This window comes from Geodermatophilus sp. SYSU D01186 (genome assembly GCF_054050215.1).
In genome coordinates, this window is sequence record NZ_JBJGYW010000005.1 from 64,178 (window position 1) to 82,986 (window position 18,809).

16 protein-coding genes, 1 tRNA gene and 1 pseudogene are annotated in these 18,809 nt (G+C 75.4%); 10 read left to right on the forward strand and 8 right to left on the reverse strand.

What is annotated here, in order from left to right:
• The gene (locus ACI784_RS05490; RefSeq protein WP_456922560.1) at positions 1-330 is read right to left on the reverse strand and encodes an STAS domain-containing protein; all 330 of its coding nucleotides are present in this window, start codon (positions 328-330) and stop codon (positions 1-3) included.
• On the reverse strand, positions 318-1,874 hold the full coding sequence (locus ACI784_RS05495) for a PP2C family protein-serine/threonine phosphatase (RefSeq protein ID WP_457012744.1): 1,557 nt from the start codon (positions 1,872-1,874) through the stop codon (positions 318-320). The genes ACI784_RS05490 and ACI784_RS05495 overlap by 13 nt, the downstream gene beginning before the upstream one ends.
• A 215-nt stretch (positions 1,875-2,089) precedes the next feature.
• On the opposite strand from ACI784_RS05495, the gene ACI784_RS05500 reads away from it, so the two are divergent.
• From ACI784_RS05500 to ACI784_RS05515, 4 genes are all read left to right on the forward strand, one after another.
• Complete coding sequence (locus ACI784_RS05500) at positions 2,090-2,320, forward strand: hypothetical protein (RefSeq protein WP_456922562.1); 231 nt, start codon at positions 2,090-2,092, stop codon at positions 2,318-2,320.
• Between the two features lie 105 nt (positions 2,321-2,425).
• Positions 2,426-2,977, forward strand: a complete 552-nt coding sequence (locus ACI784_RS05505) for a PadR family transcriptional regulator (protein ID WP_457012745.1) — start codon at positions 2,426-2,428, stop codon at positions 2,975-2,977.
• Positions 2,974-3,663, forward strand: coding sequence for an ABC transporter ATP-binding protein (locus ACI784_RS05510; protein WP_456922564.1), 690 nt, complete (start codon positions 2,974-2,976; stop codon positions 3,661-3,663). Before ACI784_RS05505 ends, ACI784_RS05510 begins: the two co-directional genes overlap by 4 nt.
• Complete coding sequence (locus tag ACI784_RS05515) at positions 3,660-4,991, forward strand: hypothetical protein (protein ID WP_457012746.1); 1,332 nt, start codon at positions 3,660-3,662, stop codon at positions 4,989-4,991. The genes ACI784_RS05510 and ACI784_RS05515 overlap by 4 nt, the downstream gene beginning before the upstream one ends.
• A gap of 188 nt (positions 4,992-5,179) precedes the next feature.
• On the opposite strand, the gene ACI784_RS05520 is transcribed toward ACI784_RS05515, so the two are convergent.
• Together ACI784_RS05520 and ACI784_RS05525 are read right to left on the reverse strand one after the other, a co-directional pair.
• Entirely contained in the window at positions 5,180-6,304 is a 1,125-nt protein-coding gene (locus ACI784_RS05520; RefSeq protein ID WP_457012747.1) for an acetate/propionate family kinase, read from the reverse strand.
• A complete protein-coding gene (locus tag ACI784_RS05525; protein ID WP_457012748.1) occupies positions 6,301-8,721 on the reverse strand; it encodes a phosphoketolase family protein in 2,421 nt (806 codons plus the stop codon). Before ACI784_RS05525 ends, ACI784_RS05520 begins: the two co-directional genes overlap by 4 nt.
• Before the next feature lie 221 nt (positions 8,722-8,942).
• Here ACI784_RS05525 and ACI784_RS05530 point away from each other — a divergent pair, with 221 nt between their 5' ends.
• The 3 genes from ACI784_RS05530 (at position 8,943) to ACI784_RS05540 (ending at position 12,235) form a co-directional block, all read left to right on the forward strand.
• Positions 8,943-10,802: a wax ester/triacylglycerol synthase domain-containing protein gene (locus ACI784_RS05530; RefSeq protein WP_457012749.1), complete on the forward strand. Its 1,860-nt coding sequence runs from the start codon at positions 8,943-8,945 to the stop codon at positions 10,800-10,802.
• A 103-nt stretch (positions 10,803-10,905) separates the two neighbouring features.
• On the forward strand, positions 10,906-11,541 hold the full coding sequence (locus tag ACI784_RS05535; RefSeq protein WP_456922569.1) for a CBS domain-containing protein: 636 nt from the start codon (positions 10,906-10,908) through the stop codon (positions 11,539-11,541).
• Positions 11,542-11,623: 82 nt separating this feature from the next.
• Positions 11,624-12,235, forward strand: coding sequence for a nitroreductase family protein (locus tag ACI784_RS05540; protein WP_457012750.1), 612 nt, complete (start codon positions 11,624-11,626; stop codon positions 12,233-12,235).
• A gap of 22 nt (positions 12,236-12,257) precedes the next feature.
• Here the strand turns inward: ACI784_RS05540 and ACI784_RS05545 are convergent, their stop codons facing one another.
• The 3 genes and pseudogenes from ACI784_RS05545 to ACI784_RS05555 all read right to left on the reverse strand — a co-directional run bounded on the left by ACI784_RS05545 (position 12,258) and on the right by ACI784_RS05555 (position 15,477).
• Complete coding sequence (locus tag ACI784_RS05545) at positions 12,258-13,499, reverse strand: YbfB/YjiJ family MFS transporter (RefSeq protein WP_457012751.1); 1,242 nt, start codon at positions 13,497-13,499, stop codon at positions 12,258-12,260.
• A gap of 65 nt (positions 13,500-13,564) precedes the next feature.
• Positions 13,565-14,083 (reverse strand): annotated as a pseudogene (locus tag ACI784_RS05550) (UGSC family (seleno)protein).
• Positions 14,080-15,477: a thioredoxin family protein gene (locus ACI784_RS05555; RefSeq protein ID WP_457012752.1), complete on the reverse strand. Its 1,398-nt coding sequence runs from the start codon at positions 15,475-15,477 to the stop codon at positions 14,080-14,082. Before ACI784_RS05555 ends, ACI784_RS05550 begins: the two are co-directional and overlap by 4 nt.
• A gap of 125 nt (positions 15,478-15,602) precedes the next feature.
• On the opposite strand from ACI784_RS05555, the gene ACI784_RS05560 reads away from it, so the two are divergent.
• Together ACI784_RS05560 and ACI784_RS05565 are read left to right on the forward strand one after the other, a co-directional pair.
• Positions 15,603-15,953, forward strand: coding sequence for a hypothetical protein (locus ACI784_RS05560; RefSeq protein ID WP_457012753.1), 351 nt, complete (start codon positions 15,603-15,605; stop codon positions 15,951-15,953).
• Positions 15,954-16,661: 708 nt separating this feature from the next.
• Entirely contained in the window at positions 16,662-18,113 is a 1,452-nt protein-coding gene (locus ACI784_RS05565; protein WP_457012754.1) for a sulfatase family protein, read from the forward strand.
• 228 nt (positions 18,114-18,341) lie between these two features.
• On the opposite strand, the gene ACI784_RS05570 is transcribed toward ACI784_RS05565, so the two are convergent.
• Positions 18,342-18,414: transfer RNA gene (locus ACI784_RS05570), tRNA-Asn, on the reverse strand.
• 136 nt (positions 18,415-18,550) lie between these two features.
• Between ACI784_RS05570 and ACI784_RS05575 the strand changes: the two genes are divergently transcribed.
• Positions 18,551-18,808 (forward strand): hypothetical protein, encoded by a 258-nt coding sequence (locus ACI784_RS05575; protein WP_456922575.1) that lies wholly within the window; start codon positions 18,551-18,553, stop codon positions 18,806-18,808.
• The last annotated feature ends 1 nt before the right edge of the window (position 18,809 follow it).

An 18,809-nucleotide genomic window follows, 5' to 3' on the forward strand; every position in this document is an offset into this window, starting at 1 on the left:
TCAGGCTCCGTCCAGGCCGAGCCGGTCGGCCAGGCCGAGCACCTCGATGACGCGGCGGACCGGCGGCGCGGCCGCGCGGGTCCGCACGGGCGAGAAGCGGTTGGCCAGCCGGATGAGCACCGCCACGCCGGAGGAGTCGAGGAACCGCAGGTCGGCCAGGTCGACCAGCAGCGGCTGCACCTCGCGGGCCAGCAGCTCCTCCAGCGGCGCGGCGACGTCGGCGACGCCGGCCACGTCCAGCTCGCCGCCCAGGGTCGCGACCAGGCCACCGGATCCGGGGTCGGGTGCGACGCGGAGCCGCGCCCGCGGGGTCGCCACTACCTCGTCCATCGCATCCCCAGCAGAACGGTGTCGTCCTTCCCACCCCCGGCGGTGAGGGTGGCCAGCACATCGTCCACGGTTCCGGTCAGCGGCCGGGAGTCGGCCTCGGCCGCGGCGGCGACCAGCCGCTCCAGCCCGGTGTCGATGACCTCGCCGGAGCGTTCGACGAGCCCGTCGGTGAACGCCAGCAGCGTCGCCGGCCCGGACACCGTCACCGTCGACGGCTCGGGCCCCGCGGCGGTCCCGACGCCGATCGGCGGGGTCAGCGGGCAGTCCAGCAGCCGCGCCCGGCCGCCGCTGACGAGCACCGGCGCGAAGTGCCCGGCCGAGACCAGCCGCACCCGGCCGGCCCGGGCGTCGAGCTCGCCGAGCAGCACGGTGGCGAACTGGTGGTCGACGTCGACGTCGAGCAGCCCGCGCAGGCGGGTGAGGACGGCGGCGATGTCGTGGCCCTCGGCGAGGTAGGCGCGCACCGCGAACCGCAGCGCGGCCATCGTCGTGGCCGCGGGCAGGCCGCGGCCGGAGACGTCCCCGACGACGAAGACCACGCAGCCGGGACCGCGGGTGATGACGTCGAACCAGTCACCGCCGACCTCGAGGGCGTCGACGCCGGCGACGTAGCGCGCGGCCACCTCCACCCCCGCGACGGCGGGCACGGTCGGCAGCAGGGCGTTCTGCAGCGTGCCGGCGATGCCCCGCTGCTCCCGGTACAGCCGCTCGTTCTCCGCGGCCAGCCCCTCGGCGACCGTGCGCCGCCGCGACACGTACTCGAGGGTCGCCGCACCGGTGGCGGCCAGCGCCAGACCGGCGCCGAGGACGATCCACGGCAGCGCCGAGGCGAGTGCCCCGGTGAGCGGGGTCGGCGACGCACCGACGATCGTGACCTCGGCACTGCCGAACGGCACCGACGTCGTCCGGGTGTCCCCGCGGATGGGCAGGGGCGCCGTGGACTGCAGCAGCTGCTCCGGCTCCGTCCCCGACCCGAGGTACAGGGCGAGGTCCAGGCCCTCGACCGGCGAGTCCGGGGTCACCTGCATCCGGCGGTCGGGCGCCAGCGGCGACTCGGCGTAGATGACCAGGTCGGTGTTGTCCTGCGCCGGCATCAGCGCGTAGGCCAGCCGGTCCGGGGAGCCGGACACGATGCCCAGGATGACCAGGTCCCCGGTCGGCTCCAGCTCGCTCAGGACGTCGGGCCCGCCGTCGGGCAGCAGCGGCTCGACGCCCTGGACGGCCACCTGCTCGGCGGTGGAGTCCGTGGTCCGCCACAGAGACAGCGACTGCCCCGTCCGCGTCAGCTCGCCGGCGGCCCAGCGGGCGAAGACGTCGGGGTCGGCCTCGGTGTTGACCGCGACCTGGGCGATGTCGGCCAGCTGCACCCGGAGCACCGCCGCCTGGGTGGTCAGCAGCGTGCCGACCTGGTCCAGCTGGCGGTCCAGCAGCCGCTGCTCGCTGTGCTCGGTGACCTCCCAGGTCAGGACGGTCAGCCCGGCCGTGATCGCGACCAGCAGCAGCGCGACGAGGACGCTCATCCGGCGTCGCGCGGCCATCCCCATGTCCGGGCCAGGGTAACCAGCCCGGCCTGCGGGTCCGGCGGGCCACGCCGCCGCCCGGGCGGGACGGCGCGGGAGCACCCGGCGGGTTCCGACCTACGTCGTTCCGATTACGGACGGCGATGACGCGCCCACGTCTGGTTGACGTGTGCTCGCCGACCCGGATTGATTTCCCCATCGGGCGCCACAGGGGGTGCCTCTTCCCCGAGGAGTGCGGGATGCCGGTGTGGACGGTGCAGATCGCAGGCGGCGCGGACGAGACCGTGGAGGCCGAGCTGATGACCACTGACGGCGGGGCGCTGGTCGCGCTGTCCGAGGACGGCCTGCTGCTCCGGGCGTGGGCAGTGGGCCAGTGGCGGACGGTCCAGCACCGCGCCGACGTGCACCGGCACTCGCCGGGGCCGGCGCACCGCGGGGAGGGCATCCCGGTCGGCCTCCCGCGCCGCTGATCCCCGTCCGGGGCGGCTGACGCGGCGCTCGCCCCTCGCTGCTCGGCGCGGCCTCCGCGTCGACATCTATTCACTCGGTGTCTACTCGTGGTGTAGACAGCCACCGTGTCCCTTCCCGAGCTGCACCTCGCGCTGCTGACCGGTGGACCGCGCCACGGCTACGACCTCAAGCAGGAGCACGACGCCTGGTTCCCCGACAGCCGTCCGCTGCCGTTCGGCCAGGTGTACGCGACCCTCGGCCGGCTGCAGCGCGACGGCCTGGCCGAGGTGGTGGAGACGCGGGTGGAGGGCGGCCCCGAGCGGACGGTCTACGCGCTGACCGAGCAGGGCGAGCGGCGGCTGCGGGCGTGGCTGGCCGAGCCCGCGGCACCCACCGGCTCCGGCACCGAGGAGATCGTCCGCAAGACGGTCGCGGCCCTGCACACCGGTCTCGGCGTGCGCGATCTCGTGGCCCGCCAGCGAGCGGCGCACCTGCGCCGGATCCGCGAGCTGCAGCGCACCCCGGCCGGCACCGGCCCCGCCGAGCGGCTGGTCCGTGAACACCTGATCGCCCATCTGGACGCCGACCTGCGCTGGCTGGAACTGGCCACCGAGCTCCTGCCCCCGCCCGCCGGCGACCGGCCGGCCGACCCCGACCTCGAGAGGACGACACCATGAGCCCGACACCCGCCGCCGCGGTGCACCTGACCGGCGTCAGCCACTCCTACGGGACGACCCAGGCCCTGCGCGACGTGTCGCTGACGGTGGCCGCCGGGGAGGTCCTCGCGGTCACGGGCCCGAGCGGCTCGGGCAAGTCGACGCTGCTCCTGCTGGCCGCCGGCGTGCTCCGGGTGCAGACCGGGCGGGTGGCGGTCGGCGACACCGAGCTGGCCGACCTGGACGAGGCGGGCCGCGCGCGGCTGCGCCGGCGGTCGATCGGCCTGGTGCTGCAGTTCGGGCAGCTGGTGCCCGACCTGCCGCTGCTGGACAACGTCGCCCTGCCGCTCCTGCTGGAGGGGCACGAGCCGCGGCAGGCCCGGGCGGCCGCGGCCGGCTGGCTGGAACGCGTCGGCCTCGACGTGGACCCGCGCACCCTGCCCGACGCGCTCTCCGGTGGGCAGGCCCAGCGCGCGGCGATCGCCCGCGCACTGCTCCCCGGCCCGGCACTGGTGCTGGCCGACGAGCCCACCGCGAGCCTGGACGTCGCCGCCGGCCGCGGGCTGCTGGACCTGCTGATCGGCACGACGACGGCCGCCGGCGGCGCGGTCGTCCTGGTCACCCACGACAACGCGGTCGCCGCCCGGGCCGACCGGGAGCTGCGCCTGCTCGACGGCGCCGTGGCGCACGAGGTGACGCTGTCGTGAGGCTCCCCACCGCCTGGCTCCTCGCTGCCCCTGGTTCCGCGGCGGGCAGCACCCGGACCCGCCTCGTGGCGGCCGGTACCGCTGTCGCCGGCGGGTTGCTGATCGCCGCCCTGGCCGTCCTGCGGGTGCCCACGGTCGCCGTGCAGGACGTCGGCACCGCGTCGATCGACCCGACGTACTCCCCGCTGGTCCACGAGGCGGGGCTGCGGCCGGGTGTGGTCACCGGCTTCGTGCTCCTGCTCCTGCCCGCCCTGGTGCTCACCTGGCAGGCGGTCACCACGGGCAGCGCCCGGCGGGCCGCCGTCCACCGGGCGCTGGCGGTCGCCGGGGCCGCGCCGGGCGAGCTGCGCCTGGTCGCCGCGGTGGGCGCCGGCGCCGCCGCGCTGCTCGGCGGCGCGCTGGCCGGTCCCGTGTACCTGGTGCTGTGGCTGGGGTTCGGCGCGTCCGCAGGGCCGGTGCGGCTGCTCCCGCCGCTGGGCGCGGCCGACCTGGCGGCGTGGCTGCTCGTCGCCGTCCTGGCCGCCGGTGTCGGTGCGGCCGCCGGGGCGCGGGCGGCGGCGCGCCGGCCGCGCCGTCGCCCCCGCACGGCGGTCCGGCTGGCCGCGGTCGGCCTCGCCGTCGCGGCGCTGTTCGCGGCGGTCCAGCCGACCGGGCTGGGGCGACAGGCCCAGGTGGTCGTCGTCTGCGCCGCCGTGGTCGCGCTGCTCGGCACGGTCCTGCTGGCCGGCTCGGCGTGGGTGGAGTGGCGGCACCGCCGGCTGGTCCGCAGCCGGCGGCCGGTCGACGTGCTCGCCGCCGGTGGGCTGCGGGCCCTCGCGGGGCCCGCCGGCCGGGCGGCGGGAGCGGTCACCGCCTCCGGGGTCGCCCTCGGCGTCACGGCCGCCCTCGCCGGCGTCTTCGCCCGGCTCACCGCCACCTTCGACCCGCTGGCCGCGAGCGGCCTGCTGCTGGCCGCCTCGGCGGCCGCGCTGGCGGTGCTGGCGGCGACCGCGGCGATGGCGCTCGCGGCCGCCGACGACCTGGTGACCAACGCCCGGTCGCTGGCCTCGGTCGCCGCCCTGGGCGCGGAGCCGGCGGTGCTCGAGCATGTCCAGCTGCGCCGGCTGACCGCCACCACCGTCACGCCGCTGGTCGCGGGCACCCTCGTCGGCGGCCTGGGGTACGCCCTGCTCGACTCCGGGTTCCGGCCCAGCGCCCCGGTCGGGTTCGTCCTCGTCACCGCGGTCGTCGCCGGGGTGCTCGCCCGCGGCCTGTGCGCACTGGTCACCCGGGCGCTGCGCGGCCGGCTGCGCGACGCCGCCGACGCGACCAACCTGCGGATCGCCTGATGGAGCCGGAGCCGCAGCACCCCGCCGAGCCGGCCTGGATCGTCGCGGCCCGCCAACTGGCCGACGAGGCCCGGACGGACCCGCGGAGGGCCGGGGCGCGGGCGTCGTCCCGCCGACGTCCCCGACGCCTCCGGGCGGCCTCGCCGAGCCGACGGGACGCCGACGACGGGGACCACCACGCCGGGCCGTCATCCCACGGGACCGACCACCGTGCGCCCGTCCTCCAGGACCGCCAGGACCTGACGGCGGATCTCCAGGTCCTCGCGCGCGGTGACGACGACGGTCCGTGCGGCCGCACCCGGCGCGGTGATCTCACCGTCGCCGGTGGTCGCGCGGTTCCGTTCCTCGTCGACGCCGAGCCCGAGGTGGCCCAGGGCCGCCCCGACCGCGGCGCGGACCGGTGGGGCGTGCTCCCCCACTCCCCCGGTCACGACCAGCAGGTCGAGGCCTCCGGTGGCGGCGGTCATCGCCGCGATCTCGCGGGACAGCCGGTGCACGTACACGTCGAAGGCGAGGGTGCAGTCCGGATCGCCGTCCGCGCGTCCGGCGAGGACCTCGCGCAGGTCCCCCGACGTCCCCGACAGCCCCCGGAGCCCGGCGTGGTGCTCCAGCACGTCGGCCAGTTCCGCTACGGGGACGTCCCCGTGCTGGAGGAGCCACAGCAGCAGTCCCGGGTCGAGCGTGCCGGGGCGGGTGTTCATGACCAGACCGGCCAGCGGGGTGAACCCCATGGTCGTGTCGACCGACCGGCCGGCCCGCACGGCGGCCAGCGAGGCCCCGGCCCCGAGGTGGCAGGAGACGATGCGCAGGTCCTCGGCGGACCGGCCGGCCAGCTCCGAGCCGCGGCGGACCGCCCAGGCGTGGGACAGCCCGTGGAAGCCGTACCGGCGCAGCCCCCATCGGCTGTTCCACTCCCGCGGCACGGCATAGGTCCGCGCGGCCGGGGGCAGCGACGCGTGGAAGGTGGTGTCGAAGCAGGCGACCTGCGGCACACCGGGCAGCAGGCCGGTCGTCGCCTCGATGCCGGCGAGGGCACGCGGGTTGTGCAGCGGGGCCAGGTGGCTGACCGACCACAGGTGGCTGGTCAGCAGGTCGTCGACGAGGGCCGGGCCGCCGTGCCGGGGGCCGCCGTGCACCACCCGGTGGCCGACGGCGTCGACGTCCCCGTGGTCGGCGAGGAACGCCCGGAGCGGCTGCAGGTGCCCGGCGCCCGCCCACGGCTGCACCGTCCGGCTCCCCGCGACGCCGCCATCGTCGGCCAGGAGGGACAGCTTCAGGCTGCTGGAGCCGGCGTTGACGACCAGGACCCTCACGAGGACGCCGGCTCGTGCAGCGGCTCGTCGCGGCCGACGACGGTGGGGCCCGCGCCGGCGCCCCACTGCCAGTCGCGGATCTCGGGCAGGTCCTCGCCGTGGGCCCGCACGTACTGGCGGTGCCGGATGAGCGTGGTGCGCAGCCGGTCCCGCAGGTGGGCCGCCCGTGTCCGCAGCCGCGGCACCCGGTCGATGACGTCGATGGCCAGGTCGAAGCGGTCCAGCCCGTTGAGGACGCACATGTCGAACGGCGTGGTGGTGGTCCCCTCCTCGACGTAGCCGCGCACGTGGACGTTGTCGTGGTTGCGGCGGCGGTAGGTCAGCCGGTGGATCAGCCACGGATAACCGTGGTAGGCGAAGATCACCGGCTTGTCGGTGGTGAAGTAGGAGTCGAACTCGGCGTCGGAGAGCCCGTGCGGGTGGGCGCGGTCGTCCTGCAGCCGCATCAGGTCGACGACGTTGACCACGCGGATCCGCAGGTCGGGGAAGGCCCCGCGGAGGATGTCGACGGCGGCGAGGGTCTCCATCGTCGGGACGTCGCCCGCGCACGCCATGACGACGTCCGGCTCGGACCCCGCGTCGGTGCTGGCCCACTCCCAGATGCCGAGGCCCTTGGTGCAGTGCGCGATCGCGGCGTCCACGTCCAGGTACTGCAGCGCCGGCTGCTTGCCCGCGACGATCACGTTGACGTACTGGCGGGTCCGCAGGCAGTGGTCCGCGACCGAGAGCAGGGTGTTGGCGTCCGGCGGCAGGTACACCCGGATGACGTCGGCCTTCTTGTTGACCACGTGGTCGATGAAGCCGGGGTCCTGGTGGGAGAAGCCGTTGTGGTCCTGTCGCCACACGTGCGAGGTGAGCAGGTAGTTCAGCGACGCGATCGGCCGCCGCCACGGGATGCCGTTGGTGGTCTTCAGCCACTTGGCGTGCTGGTTGACCATCGAGTCGACGACGTGGATGAACGCCTCGTAGCAGGAGAAGAACCCGTGCCGGCCGGTGAGGAGGTAGCCCTCCAGCCAGCCCTGGCAGAGGTGTTCCGACAGCACCTCCATGACCCGCCCGTCGGGCGCGAGGTGGTCGTCGTCGGGCTCCCGCCGCGCCATCCAGGCCCGGTCGGTCACCTCCAGGACCGCGCCGAGCCGGTTGGAGTTGTTCTCGTCGGGCGCGAACACCCGGAAGGTGGTGGGGTTCCGCCGCACCACCTCCCGCAGGAAGGTGCCGAGCACGCGGGTGGCCTCCACCGCGCCCGTGCCCGGCTCGGGCACCGGCACGGCGCAGTCGCGGAAGTCGGGCATCCGCAGCGGCTGCAGGAGCGCGCCGCCGTTGGCGTGCGGGTTGGCACTCATCCGGCGCTGCCCGTGCGGGTGCAGGTCCCGGACGGCGGCGACGGGGGCGCCGGTCTCGTCGAACAGCTCCTCCGGTCGGTAGCTGCGCATCCACGCCTCGAGCACCTCCCGGTGGCCGTCGTCCTCGCGGGCGTTGGCGAAGGGCACCTGGTGGGCGCGCCAGGTGCCCTCGACGCGGTGGCCGTCGACGTCGGCGGGACCGGTCCAGCCCTTCGGGGAGCGCAGCACGATCATCGGCCAGCGCGGCCGCGTCAGGTCGCCGTCCCCCCGCGCCCGCCGCTGGATGGCGGCGATCTGGTCCAGGCACTCGTCGAGGGCGGCGGCGAACCCCTGGTGCATGCGCGCCGGGTCGGAGCCCTCGACGAGGTGCGGCGTGTAGCCGTAGCCGCGGAACAAGGCCTCGAGTTCCTCGGGCTCGATGCGGGCCAGCACGGTGGGATTGGCGATCTTGTAGCCGTTGAGGTGCAGGATCGGGAGGACGACGCCGTCGCGGGCCGGGTCGAGGAACTTGTTGCCGTGCCAGCTGGTGGCCAGCGGCCCGGTCTCCGCCTCGCCGTCCCCCACGACCGCGGCCACGAGGAGGTCGGGGTTGTCGAACGCGGCGCCGTGGGCGTGCATCAGGGCGTAGCCGAGCTCGCCGCCCTCGTGGATCGAGCCCGGGGTCTCCGGGGCGACGTGGCTGGGGATCCCGCCCGGGAAGCTGAACTGGGTGAACAGCCGCTTCATCCCGGCCGCGTCCAGGGAGACCTCCGGGTAGACCTCGCTGTAGGTGCCCTCCAGCCAGGCCGCCGCGACCGGTCCGGGGCCGCCGTGACCCGGGCCCATCACGTACACCGTGTCCAGGTCGCGGGCGGCGATGGCCCGGTTGAGGTGGGCGTACACGAAGTTCAGGCCGGGGGTCGTGCCCCAGTGGCCGAGCAGCCGGGGTTTGACGTGTTCCGGCCGCAGCGGCTCCCGCAGCAGCGGGTTGTCCATGAGGTAGATCTGGCCCACGGAGAGGTAGTTCGCCGCGCGCCACCACGCGTCGAGCGCCGCCAGCTCCCCCTCGGTCAGCGGCCCGGCCGGGTCGGTCACCGGCCCCTCCCTCCGGTTCGCAGGCCCCGTGCAGCGGGGCGCGGGGTCCTCCACCACATCGCCGCCACCGACCCTCGGGCCAGGGACGGAGGTCCCGTCCGTCGGGTCGTCGGTCTCGGCCGGTCCCCGTGCGCCGGTCCCCCACGCGCGGGCCCAGCGCCCCGTCCCCCGTGGGCGTCGGACCCTGTTCCGCGCACCACGGGCGGCCGCACGGTGGGCCGGTGGCACTCCCCCGGCTGCGCGCCGACGAGCTGCTGAACGTCTGGGCCGACGACCGGCGGGCCCCGATGCAGATCGCCCTGCTCGGCATCTTCGACGCCGCCCCGTTCCGGCGGCCCGACGGCGCCCTCGACACCCCCGGCATCCGCGCGGCGCTGGCGGCCCGCGCGCACCGCGTCCCGGCCCTGCGCAAGCGGGTGGTGTGGACCCGGGTCGGTGAGGGCCGGCCGGTCTGGGCCGCCGACCCGTCGTTCGACCCGCTGCGCCACGTCGTGCAGGCGACACTGCCCCCGGGCGCGCACCTCGGGACCTGGGCCGCCAACCGCGTGCTCTGCCCGCTGGAGCGGGACCGGCCGCTGTGGCGGGCCGAGGTCGTCGACGGTCTGGACGGCGCCCGGTTCGCCGTCCTCGTCGTCCTCTCCCACGTCCTCGCCGACGGGCGCGCCGGCATGGCACTGGCCGGGCAGCTGCTCGACCCGGCACCCGACGCCACCCCGGCCGCGCCCGCCTCACCAGCAGTGCCGCCGCTGCCGACGCACCGGGAGCTGGTGCGCGACCGGCTCCAGCAGGTCGTCGCGCAGCTGCGGGGGCCCCGCGACCGGGCCCGCGGCCGGGCCCTCGGCCGGCAGGGACTGCGGCAGCTCCGCGACGTCGTGACCGAGCTGGGGGTCCCGGTGCCGGCCACCTCCCTGCCGCGCCGGGTGGGCCCGGACCGGCGGCTGGCGGTCCACCAGCACCGGCTGGAGGACCTGCAGCGCACCGGGCACGCCCTGGGGGTCACCCTCAACGACCTGCTCCTGACCGCTGTCGCCGGCGGCCTGCGCGACCTGCTCGACGGCCGCGGCGAGCGGTTGCCCGGTTCCGTTGTGCGCGCCAGCGTCCCGGCCGCCACCGGCGCCCCCGGTGGGCAGGTGGTGGGCCTGCTGCTCGTCGACCTCCCGGTCGGTGAACCGGACCCGCTGCGACGGCTGGCGCTGGTCCGCCGCAGCACCACCGCCGGCAAGACCCGGCTGCGCGCGGCCGCCGGCAGCGTCGTCGACATCCACTTGCCGGCCGCGGTGGCCCGGCCGGTCGTCCGCTGGGGACGCCGCTTCGGCAGCCGCAGCATCCGGCTGTCGATCACCGACGTCACCGGCCCGCCGGAGCCGCTGTGGCTGGCCGGGGCCCGCCTGGTGGAGGCGGTGCCGATCGCGCCGCTGGTCCCGGGGGTCCCGATCGCGGTCGCCGCGCTGTCCCACGCCGGCGCACTGGCCGTGTCCGTCGACGCCGACGGCGCCCTCGGCGACCTCGACGTGCTCGCCGACGGCACCGCCCGGGCGCTGACCGGCCTGACGCAGCGGGCCCGCACCGGCGCCCGGGTGCCGTCGCTGCCGGCGCCCCTCGTCCGCGCCGGCCGCAGGGTCGTGGAGGCCGCGGTCGATGTCGACCGCGATCCCGCCGAGGTGTTCGCCCTCTGCAGCGACCCGTGCTCCGAGCCGGCGTGGAACCCGCAGGTCGTCGCGGTCCAGCAGCTCACCGCCGGGCCCGTCGGACCGGGGTCCCGCTACCGGCTGCGGTTCCGCTCGGGCGTCGGCGACAGCACCGTGGAGGTGCTCGGCTTCGACCCACCCCGGGCGTGGACCTCGACCAGCACCTCGGCCCGCCTCGACGTCCGGTTCGAGGGCGAGGTCGTGCCCGACGCGGGCGGGTCCTCCCTCCGGTTCCGGGCGGAGCTGCGGCCGCGCGGTGCCCTGCGGCCGCTCGCCCCCGTGCTCCGCCGGGTGCTCCGCCGGCGCTGGGAGCAGGACCTCGCGACGCTGCGCGCGCTGCTGCAGGAGCGGCCGCCGAGCGGCGTGCGCCCCGGCGCCACCCCGGTCCCCTGACCGCCTCCGGTCCGGCCGGTCGGTGGCGGTCAGGGACCGAGGTCCCCCGCGGCTGCGCCCGGCGACCCTGGGGTGGGCAGCCCCGCCTGCCTAGCGTGGCGCCGTGCAGGCCAGGGACGTCATGACCCGCTCCGTCGTCACCGTGGGACCGGAGACCTCCGCCAAGTACGCGGCGGAGGTCATGGCCGAGCGCGGCTTCGCGGCCCTGCCCGTCGTCGACGACGCCGACCGGCTGGTCGGCATCGTCGCCGAGGCCGACGTCCTCCGGGACCGGCTGCCCCAGGACCCCCGGCTGCACCTGCGCCGCGACGGCGACGCGCCGGCGGCCCCGGCGCTGCTGGTGCACGGGGTGATGACCGGCGAGGTCCGGACGGTCCAGGGCACGGCGGACATCGCCGACGTCGCCCGGCTGTTCGTCGACGAGCGGCTGCGCAGCGTGCCCGTGCTGGACGGCGACCGCCTCGTGGGCATCGTCAGCCGGCGCGACCTGCTGCGGACCCTGGTCCGTCCGGACGCGGAGATCCGGCACGACCTCCTGCACCTCGTGGAGGGCTACACCGGGTCGGTGGACGCGTGGGCGGTCGCGGTCGCCGACGGCGTGGCCACGATCCAGCGCACCCGGGGGACGCCCGACCCGTCCCCCGAGGTCGAGGAGCGGGCCCTCTCCGAGCTCGCCCGGACCGTCGGCGGGGTGGTCAGCGTGCGGGTTCTCCCGGCGGAGGCGCCGAGCCGTTCGTGACCGGTGCGCTCGCGCGGGCGCGTGCCCGGCATCACCGCACGGGCGCGGAATGGTTGAACGGTCAAGTGCCTTCAGGACGGGCGTGACCCACGGAACGGACGCCACGACGGCGACGAGCTCGCCCGTCTCGAAGGCCGCGACGACCGCCGCGCCGCTGCACCCGCTGCTCGCCGAGCGGTGGAGCCCCCGCGCGCTCGACCCCCGCCACGACCTCACGGTCGACCAGCTCACCGCGCTGCTCGAGGCCGCCCGCTGGGCGCCGAGCGCGTCGAACACCCAGCCGTGGCGGTTCGCCGTCGCCCGGCGCGGCAGCACCGAGTACGCCGCCCTGCTGGAGGCGCTCGCACCGGGCAACCAGGCCTGGGCGCACGCCGCCTCGGCGCTCATCGTGGCCGCGGCCGAGACGGCCGGCCCCGACGGCGCGGTCCGCCCGTGGGCCGTCTACGACACCGGGCAGGCGGTGGCGCACCTGTCGGTGCAGGCCCAGCACGAGGGTCTGGCCGTGCACCAGCTCGGCGGCTTCGACCGGGACCGGGTCGCTGCACTCCTGGCCACGCCGGACGGCGTCGTGCCCCTGGTGGTGCTGGCTGTCGGCCGGCGTGACGACGAGGTGCAGCTCGGCGAGCCGTTCGCCAGCCGGGAGTCGGCCGCCCGGGACCGGCTGCCGCTCGACCAGCTCCTGCTGCCCCTGTAGCCCGGTCGTCCGGGGCCGCCGGTCAGGGAGGGCCGTCCCGGCCGGACGGCGACGGCGCCCCCGCGCCCGGGGCGACGTCTGCGCCCGGGGCGACGTCTGCGCCCGGGGGCGCGGCGCCCCGGCGGGGCAGCGTGGCGGACGCGCAGGCCGCAGCGAAGGCGGCCGCGGCGGCGACCAGGAACGCCGCCGTGAAGCTGCCCGTCCGGTCGGCGATCCACCCGCCGAGCTGCGGACCCGCCAGCTGCGCCGCCCCGAAGACGAGGGTGACCGCGCCGAAGGCGGCGGCGAAGCGCCGGGGGTCGAGCCGGTCGGCCAGGTGGGCGGCCAGCACGGCCGGGGCCCCGGACATCGCCAGGCCGAACACGAGCGCGGAGAGGACGGCCCAGGGTTCGCCGCCGACCGGGACCAGCAGGATCGCCGCGGTCATCCCCACGTAGGCCCACGTCATGGCCGCCCGCCGTCCCACGCTGTCCGACCAGCGGCCGAGCACCACCCCGCCGAACGCGATGCACACACCGGTCAGCGCGAAGACCGCAGCGGCGTGGCCGGTGCCGAAGCCGGCGTCGTCCTCGTACGCGGCGACCAGGAAGGTCATGTAGACCGAGATCGCCAGGCCGTACCCGCCGTAGGAGAGGGTCGCGCCGATCCAGCCCGGGACGGCTCGCAACGCCGAGATGCGGACCGGACCGGAGACCGGGGCGACCGGCGGACGCAGCCACCGCAGCGCCGCGACCGCGACGAGCGCCGCCAGCACCGCCTGGATCCCCCACACGGGCCGCCACGAGCCGGCGCCGCCGACGGCGTGCACCAGGGCGGTGAGGATGCTGCACGCCAGCACCCCCAGACCCACCCCGCTGCCGGTCAGCCCGATGGCCAGGCCCCGGCGGGACCCGCGCACGGCGGATCCGGCGATGCCCGGGGCCGGCACCCAGATCATCGCCCCGCCGAAGCCGGCCAGGACCATGCCCGCCACCAGGACCGGCACCGACGGCGCGAGGGAGAGGACCACCAGCCCGGCCGTGGTGCACAGCAGGCCGGTGCGCACCGAGGTCGCCGGCGCCATGCGGCCGGCGGTGAGGCTGACCACGAGGGTCCCCGCGAGGTACGCGGTGAGGTTGAGCGTCCCGAGCAGTCCGGCCACGACGTAGGAGTGCACGAGGTCGGCGGTGACGGCGGGCAGCAGGAGCGCGTAGCCGAAGCGCCCGAAGCCCTGGGCCACGGCGGCGGCCAGCACCAGCACCGGGAGCAGGACCCGTGGCCCCACCACGGAGCCGCGGCGCCCCGCAGCCCGAGCGCGCAGTGGTCGCACCGGAACCGTCGGTACGGGCGCTATGCCGTGGTGGTGACCGCGGCCAGCACGGCGGGGAAGGCGTCCTCGGCGGCCCGGCGCAGCTCGGCGTCCGTGCGGTCCTGGACCGGGTGCGGGACCAGCACGTACGGCGCCGCGAAGCCGAGCGCCACGCCCTGCAGCCGCGCGGCCTCCTCGAACGCCCGGCTGGCGAGGAAGACCCCGACCACGCCTCGGCGCTCGAGGTCGGCGATGTCGTGCACACTGCACGACGTGCACGAGCCCTAGTCGGCCAGCGCCTCGATGACCACCTCGCACTGCTCGGTGATCTGGTGCCGCAGATCGACCGGGGCGACCCGCGCGAACGTCGGCTTGCGGTAGCGGCGCACCGTCGCGCCCTGGTCCACGAGCAACTGCTCGAGCCGATCCAGGACGACGTCCCCGCGGGCCTTGCTGATGTCGAGCAGCCCCACCGCGCGGCCCCGCAGCGAGGGCGGGCGCGGCAGCGGCGCCCGGACCGGCGCCCGGCGTTCACCGGTGGGATCGAGGACCGTCGTCATGCCCGTACCTCCTGTGTCACCGGGACGCTCCCCGTCTCACCGGCCACCCAACCACCGACGATCGCACTGAACAGGCCGGCGTCGCCCCCCGCGGAGACGACGAGCAGCCCGCCCGGCCGGAACTTCGGCAGGTCGTCGGCGGCGACCCCGGACGGCAGGCCCTCGGCCATGCCGCCGGCGCCCCGCACCAGCTCGCCGGCCGGCAGCCGCAGGAGGCCGTCCAGCTCGGCCAGCAGCCGCGGCCGGTCCCACCCGGCTTCACGGAAGACCCGCCCGTGTTCCGGGGAGACGACGAGCATCGCGTCGAAACCCATCGTCAGCTTGGGGTGCGCGTTGACGCGCAGGCACGCGGCGAACGAGCGGGCCAGCGACTCGGGGTCCCGGCTGAGCTGGTCGACCACGGGCTGCACACCCGATCCGGCGAAGACGGTCACGGCGTCGCCGGGCACCCCGCGCTCGGCCGCCAGCGGGAGGAACGGGCTGTCGTGCTCGCGCTCGGCGAAGCAGAAGGTGAACTTGCCCGGGTTGCCCAGGGTCGCCCGGTCGACCTCCCCGGGACGGCCGCCCCCGACGTTGCGCACCACGAGTTGCAGCGCCCGGCCGATCGTGGCGTTCGCACGGTTGCCCTGCCCGAGGGCGTTGACCCCGCTGTTCATCCCGATCCGGGCGGCGACCGGCCCGTTGACGACGACCACCGGGCCCGCGAAGTAGGTGGTGGCGAGCACGCCGTGCAGCGCGAACTCCTCGGCGCACGCCGCCTCCAGCGCCGCGAGGACCACCGGCAGGTACTCAGGCAGGCAGCCGGCCATCACCGCGTTGACCGCGACCTTCTCGACGGTGCACTCCACGAGGTCCGGCGGGACGACGGCCACCACCTCACCGGGGTCGCGGGCCGTACCGCGCAGCATCCGCAGCACCCGCTCGGGAGTCGGCGGCACCACCGGCAGCCCGTCGGTCCACCCCCGGTCGAACAACGCCTCGTGCTCGTCCTCGAGGTCGGCCAGCTCCACCCGGCGGCTGGTCAGCCCGGTGCTCCCGTAGCGCGCCTCCAGCGCGTCCACCCGGGCCGGGTCCACCGACAGGGACCCGCAGCCCGGCCGGTGCTCGGGCAGGTCCGCGCCCAGCCCGGCGACGCCGGTCAGCGCCTCCCACTGCTCGCGGCTCCAGCCCACCACCCGGGCGGTCTCCACGCCGTTCTCGACCCGCAACAGGGTGGGGACGGTCTCGACGTCCAGCCGGTAGGACACCTCGAGGGCGGTGTCGTCGTGGTCGAACCAGTCCGGGTCGTCCTGGCACCACACCGCGGCGCCCAGCCGCCGCAGCACCGGTTCGACCAGCACGCAGGTCGGGCAGTCCCGCTTCACCACCGCGACCAGCCCGTCCGGCACCTGCACGGGGGCGACCCTAGCGGCCTCCGCGGTCCCCTCGCAGTGCGCGACGCAGGAGCACCGCGCAGGGACGCACGACGTCATCGAGGAGGAGGATCGGCGCCCACGCCGCTCCCGCGGAGGAGGCCCGCATGGCGAGGTACCTGGTGAACGACGCCGGCCTCGCCCACGCGCGGGAGCTCATCGCCGCGCGCCGGTACGTCCTGCGCAGCGAGTGGGGCCGCGTCCAGCCCTCCGCCGAGGACGAGAACGCGTTCCTCGCGCGGCACTCGTGGACGGACTACTCCGCCTGGCACCTCGCACTCACCGAGGGCGCCACCGAGGGCACCAAGGCGCGGTACGCCTTCGTGTACGGCGACTTCCGCCGCGTGCACCGGATGGGGATCATCGCCTGCCACTACCGGGCCGCGGAGTGGGGCCACAAGGAGATCGAGCTGGCGGCTCACGACCTGCTGCAACTGCTCGACGCGACGCGGGCGTGAGCCCCGTCGCCGGGAGCCGCGGACCCGCGGCGGAGCTCCCCCGATCGGACTCGAACCAACAGCCCCGCGAGTTGATCTCGTGGTCGTTGGCAGCGGTGAGTCAGCTATGAACGTGGAGCTCGGACAACGTGCGACTACCGGTATCGGTTGACAGCCGTCTGCACTCAACGGCGGTTTGTTGGTCGTGAGTTGGTCGTCGAAGCGATGCTGGATCCGATCGGCACCCATGACCGGGCGAAGGCGGATCCGTCACCCATCGGCCTCGAAGCCCACGTGCAGATGGCCTCGATGCCGGATCGACACCGGACCGGGGCACGGGATCACGATGCGGGTCTTCCTGGTCGCTGGCTGCGGCGGTGCATGACGACGTCGCCGCCGCCTCTGACGCCGCTCAAGACGGCGCCGCCGCCCAGATCATCTGCGGGCTCGCCACACCGATGGCCCCGCCTCTGCAGAGCCCGACCATGAGGCGCGCCGGACGACGACGCTCCCCGGTGACAGGGGTCAGCTCTCAGGCGCCGTCGACACGGTTGCACACCCCTCGTCGCCTTGACCCTGCGAAGGCCCCTGGCTAGCTTCGAACACCGTCCATCCGTGGTGTGCATCACACGCATTGGTGCACCTCCGTCATCCCACGGTCTCGCCCCCGGTCGCGGCGTGTGTCGCCGTTGGGGCGCCCATGAGCGGAGAAGCATGCCCGAGGAACCCTTGACTCCCGATACACGGCCCGCCGGACTCTCCCGCCGGGCCTTCGTCGGCATGGTCGGTGCCACGGCGGTCGGCGCGGTGGCGGCTTCAGCCGGCACCGCCGCCGCGCACGAACGGCCGTTCACGCCCGCCGCCCCTCCGGACGGCGGGGAGCGACCCAACATCCTCATCATCATCGCTGACGACCTGGGCTGGGCCGATCTGTCCAGCTACGGGGCACCGCACATCTCGACGCCGAACCTGGACCGGCTGGCGAAGGAGGGCGTCCGGTTCACCGACGGCTACGCGGGGTCGTCCACGTGCTCGCCCACGCGGATCAGCCTGTACACCGGGCGGTACCCGGGGCGCCTGTATGCCGGGTTGCGCGAACCGATCGCCGGGCCGGATGCGACCGATCCGCAGCGCGGCATCCCTCCCGAGCACCCCACCATCGCCTCGCTGCTGCGCAACGTCGGATACGCCACGGCGATGTTCGGCAAGTGGCACTGCGGCCACCTGCCGTGGTTCAGCCCGCTGAGGTCCGGCTGGGAGGAGTGGCTGGGCAACCTCAGCGGCGGCGTGGACTACTTCTCCAAGGTCAACCGCGGGGGCAGCTACGACCTGTACGAGAACGAGGTGCCCTACCAGGACCTGCGGTACTACACCGACATCCTCACCGAACGCACCGTGGAGTACCTCCACCGGGGCCACCAGAAGCCGTGGCTGCTCAACCTCAACTACACGACGCCGCACTGGCCCTGGGAAGGCCCCGGGGACCAGGCCCTCAGCGCCGAGCTCACCGCCCGCGCGACGTCCGGCGACAGGGCGGCCCTGTTCCACCACGACGGCGGCTCGGTGGCCAAGTACGTGGAGATGGTCCAGGACATGGACACCTCGATCGGAGCAGTGCTCCGGGCACTCCGGGACACCGGTCAGGACCGGAACACCATCGTGCTGTTCAAGAGCGACAACGGCGGAGAACGGTTCTCCTACACGTGGCCGCTGCGCGGAGCGAAGATCGACGCCCTGGAGGGCGGCATCCGCATCCCGACGATCCTGCGGTGGCCGGCGGGGGTGTCCGGCGGGCAGGTCTCTGACCTCCCGGTGATCACCATGGACTGGACCCGCACGCTCCTCTCGGCCGCGGGCGTCGCCCCGGATCCCGGCTACCCGATGGACGGCCGCGACCTGAGCCAGTACCTCTGGGGCTCAGGGCAGCCCCCCTCGGAGGACCTCTTCTGGCGAGTCGTCGACCAGGGCGCGCTGCGGCGCGGGAAGTGGAAGTACTGGGTCTCGCACAACGTCGACCGCAGCGTGCGAGAGGAGGCACTGTTCGACCTCACCGCCGACCGGCGAGAGGAGGCCAACCTGGCCGCGAAGGAGCCGACGCTGCTGGCCGACCTGCGCAACGCCTGGAACCGGATCGAGGAGACACTCCTCGACTACCCGCCAGGCGCTGTCCGCGGAGAATGACCCGCCATCTCGACGCTGGGACCCCACGGTGACGCGTTGCTGCTGCGAGCGGCGGCCGAGCGGGCATCCGCGCGTGCTGCGCGCGACCGGGCCCTGACGGCGCGGGCGCGCCTTGCCGCCCCACCCGCAACGGGCCCGCAGGGCTGAGTCAGCCGATGGTTCGTCGGTCGCTCGCCGGTCGTCGGGCCAGGCTCTGATCACGTACCAGCCCGCTCGCCGGCGGTGTTGCTCCCCCGATTGGACTCGAACCAATAACCCTGCGATTAACAGTCGCATGCTCTGCCAATTGAGCTACGGGGGATCGGCGGGACGGACCCGCGCGCCTGGACAAGAGTACCCGACGCCGTCCGAGGGCCCGCGCAGGGGGCTGTCGCGTCGCGCACACCCGGACGCCCCGTTACGGTGATCACTCCCTTCCGAGTCAGCAGGAGGTCCCCGTGGCGAAGCTGTCCTTCCTCGCCGGCTTCGGTGCCGGGTACGTGCTCGGCGCGAAGGCGGGCAAGGAGCGTTACGAGCAGATCCGCAAGGCGTGGGAGAACGCCAAGGACAACCCGCAGCTGCAGGGCGTGGCCGGCATGGCCCAGGCCCGCGCCGACGCGGTCGTCAACTCGGTGAAGGCCCGCATGGGCCGCGACAGCGGGCCCGGGCGACCGACGGGCTCCACCGCGCCGGGGCCGGTGCCCCCGCCGCGCTGAG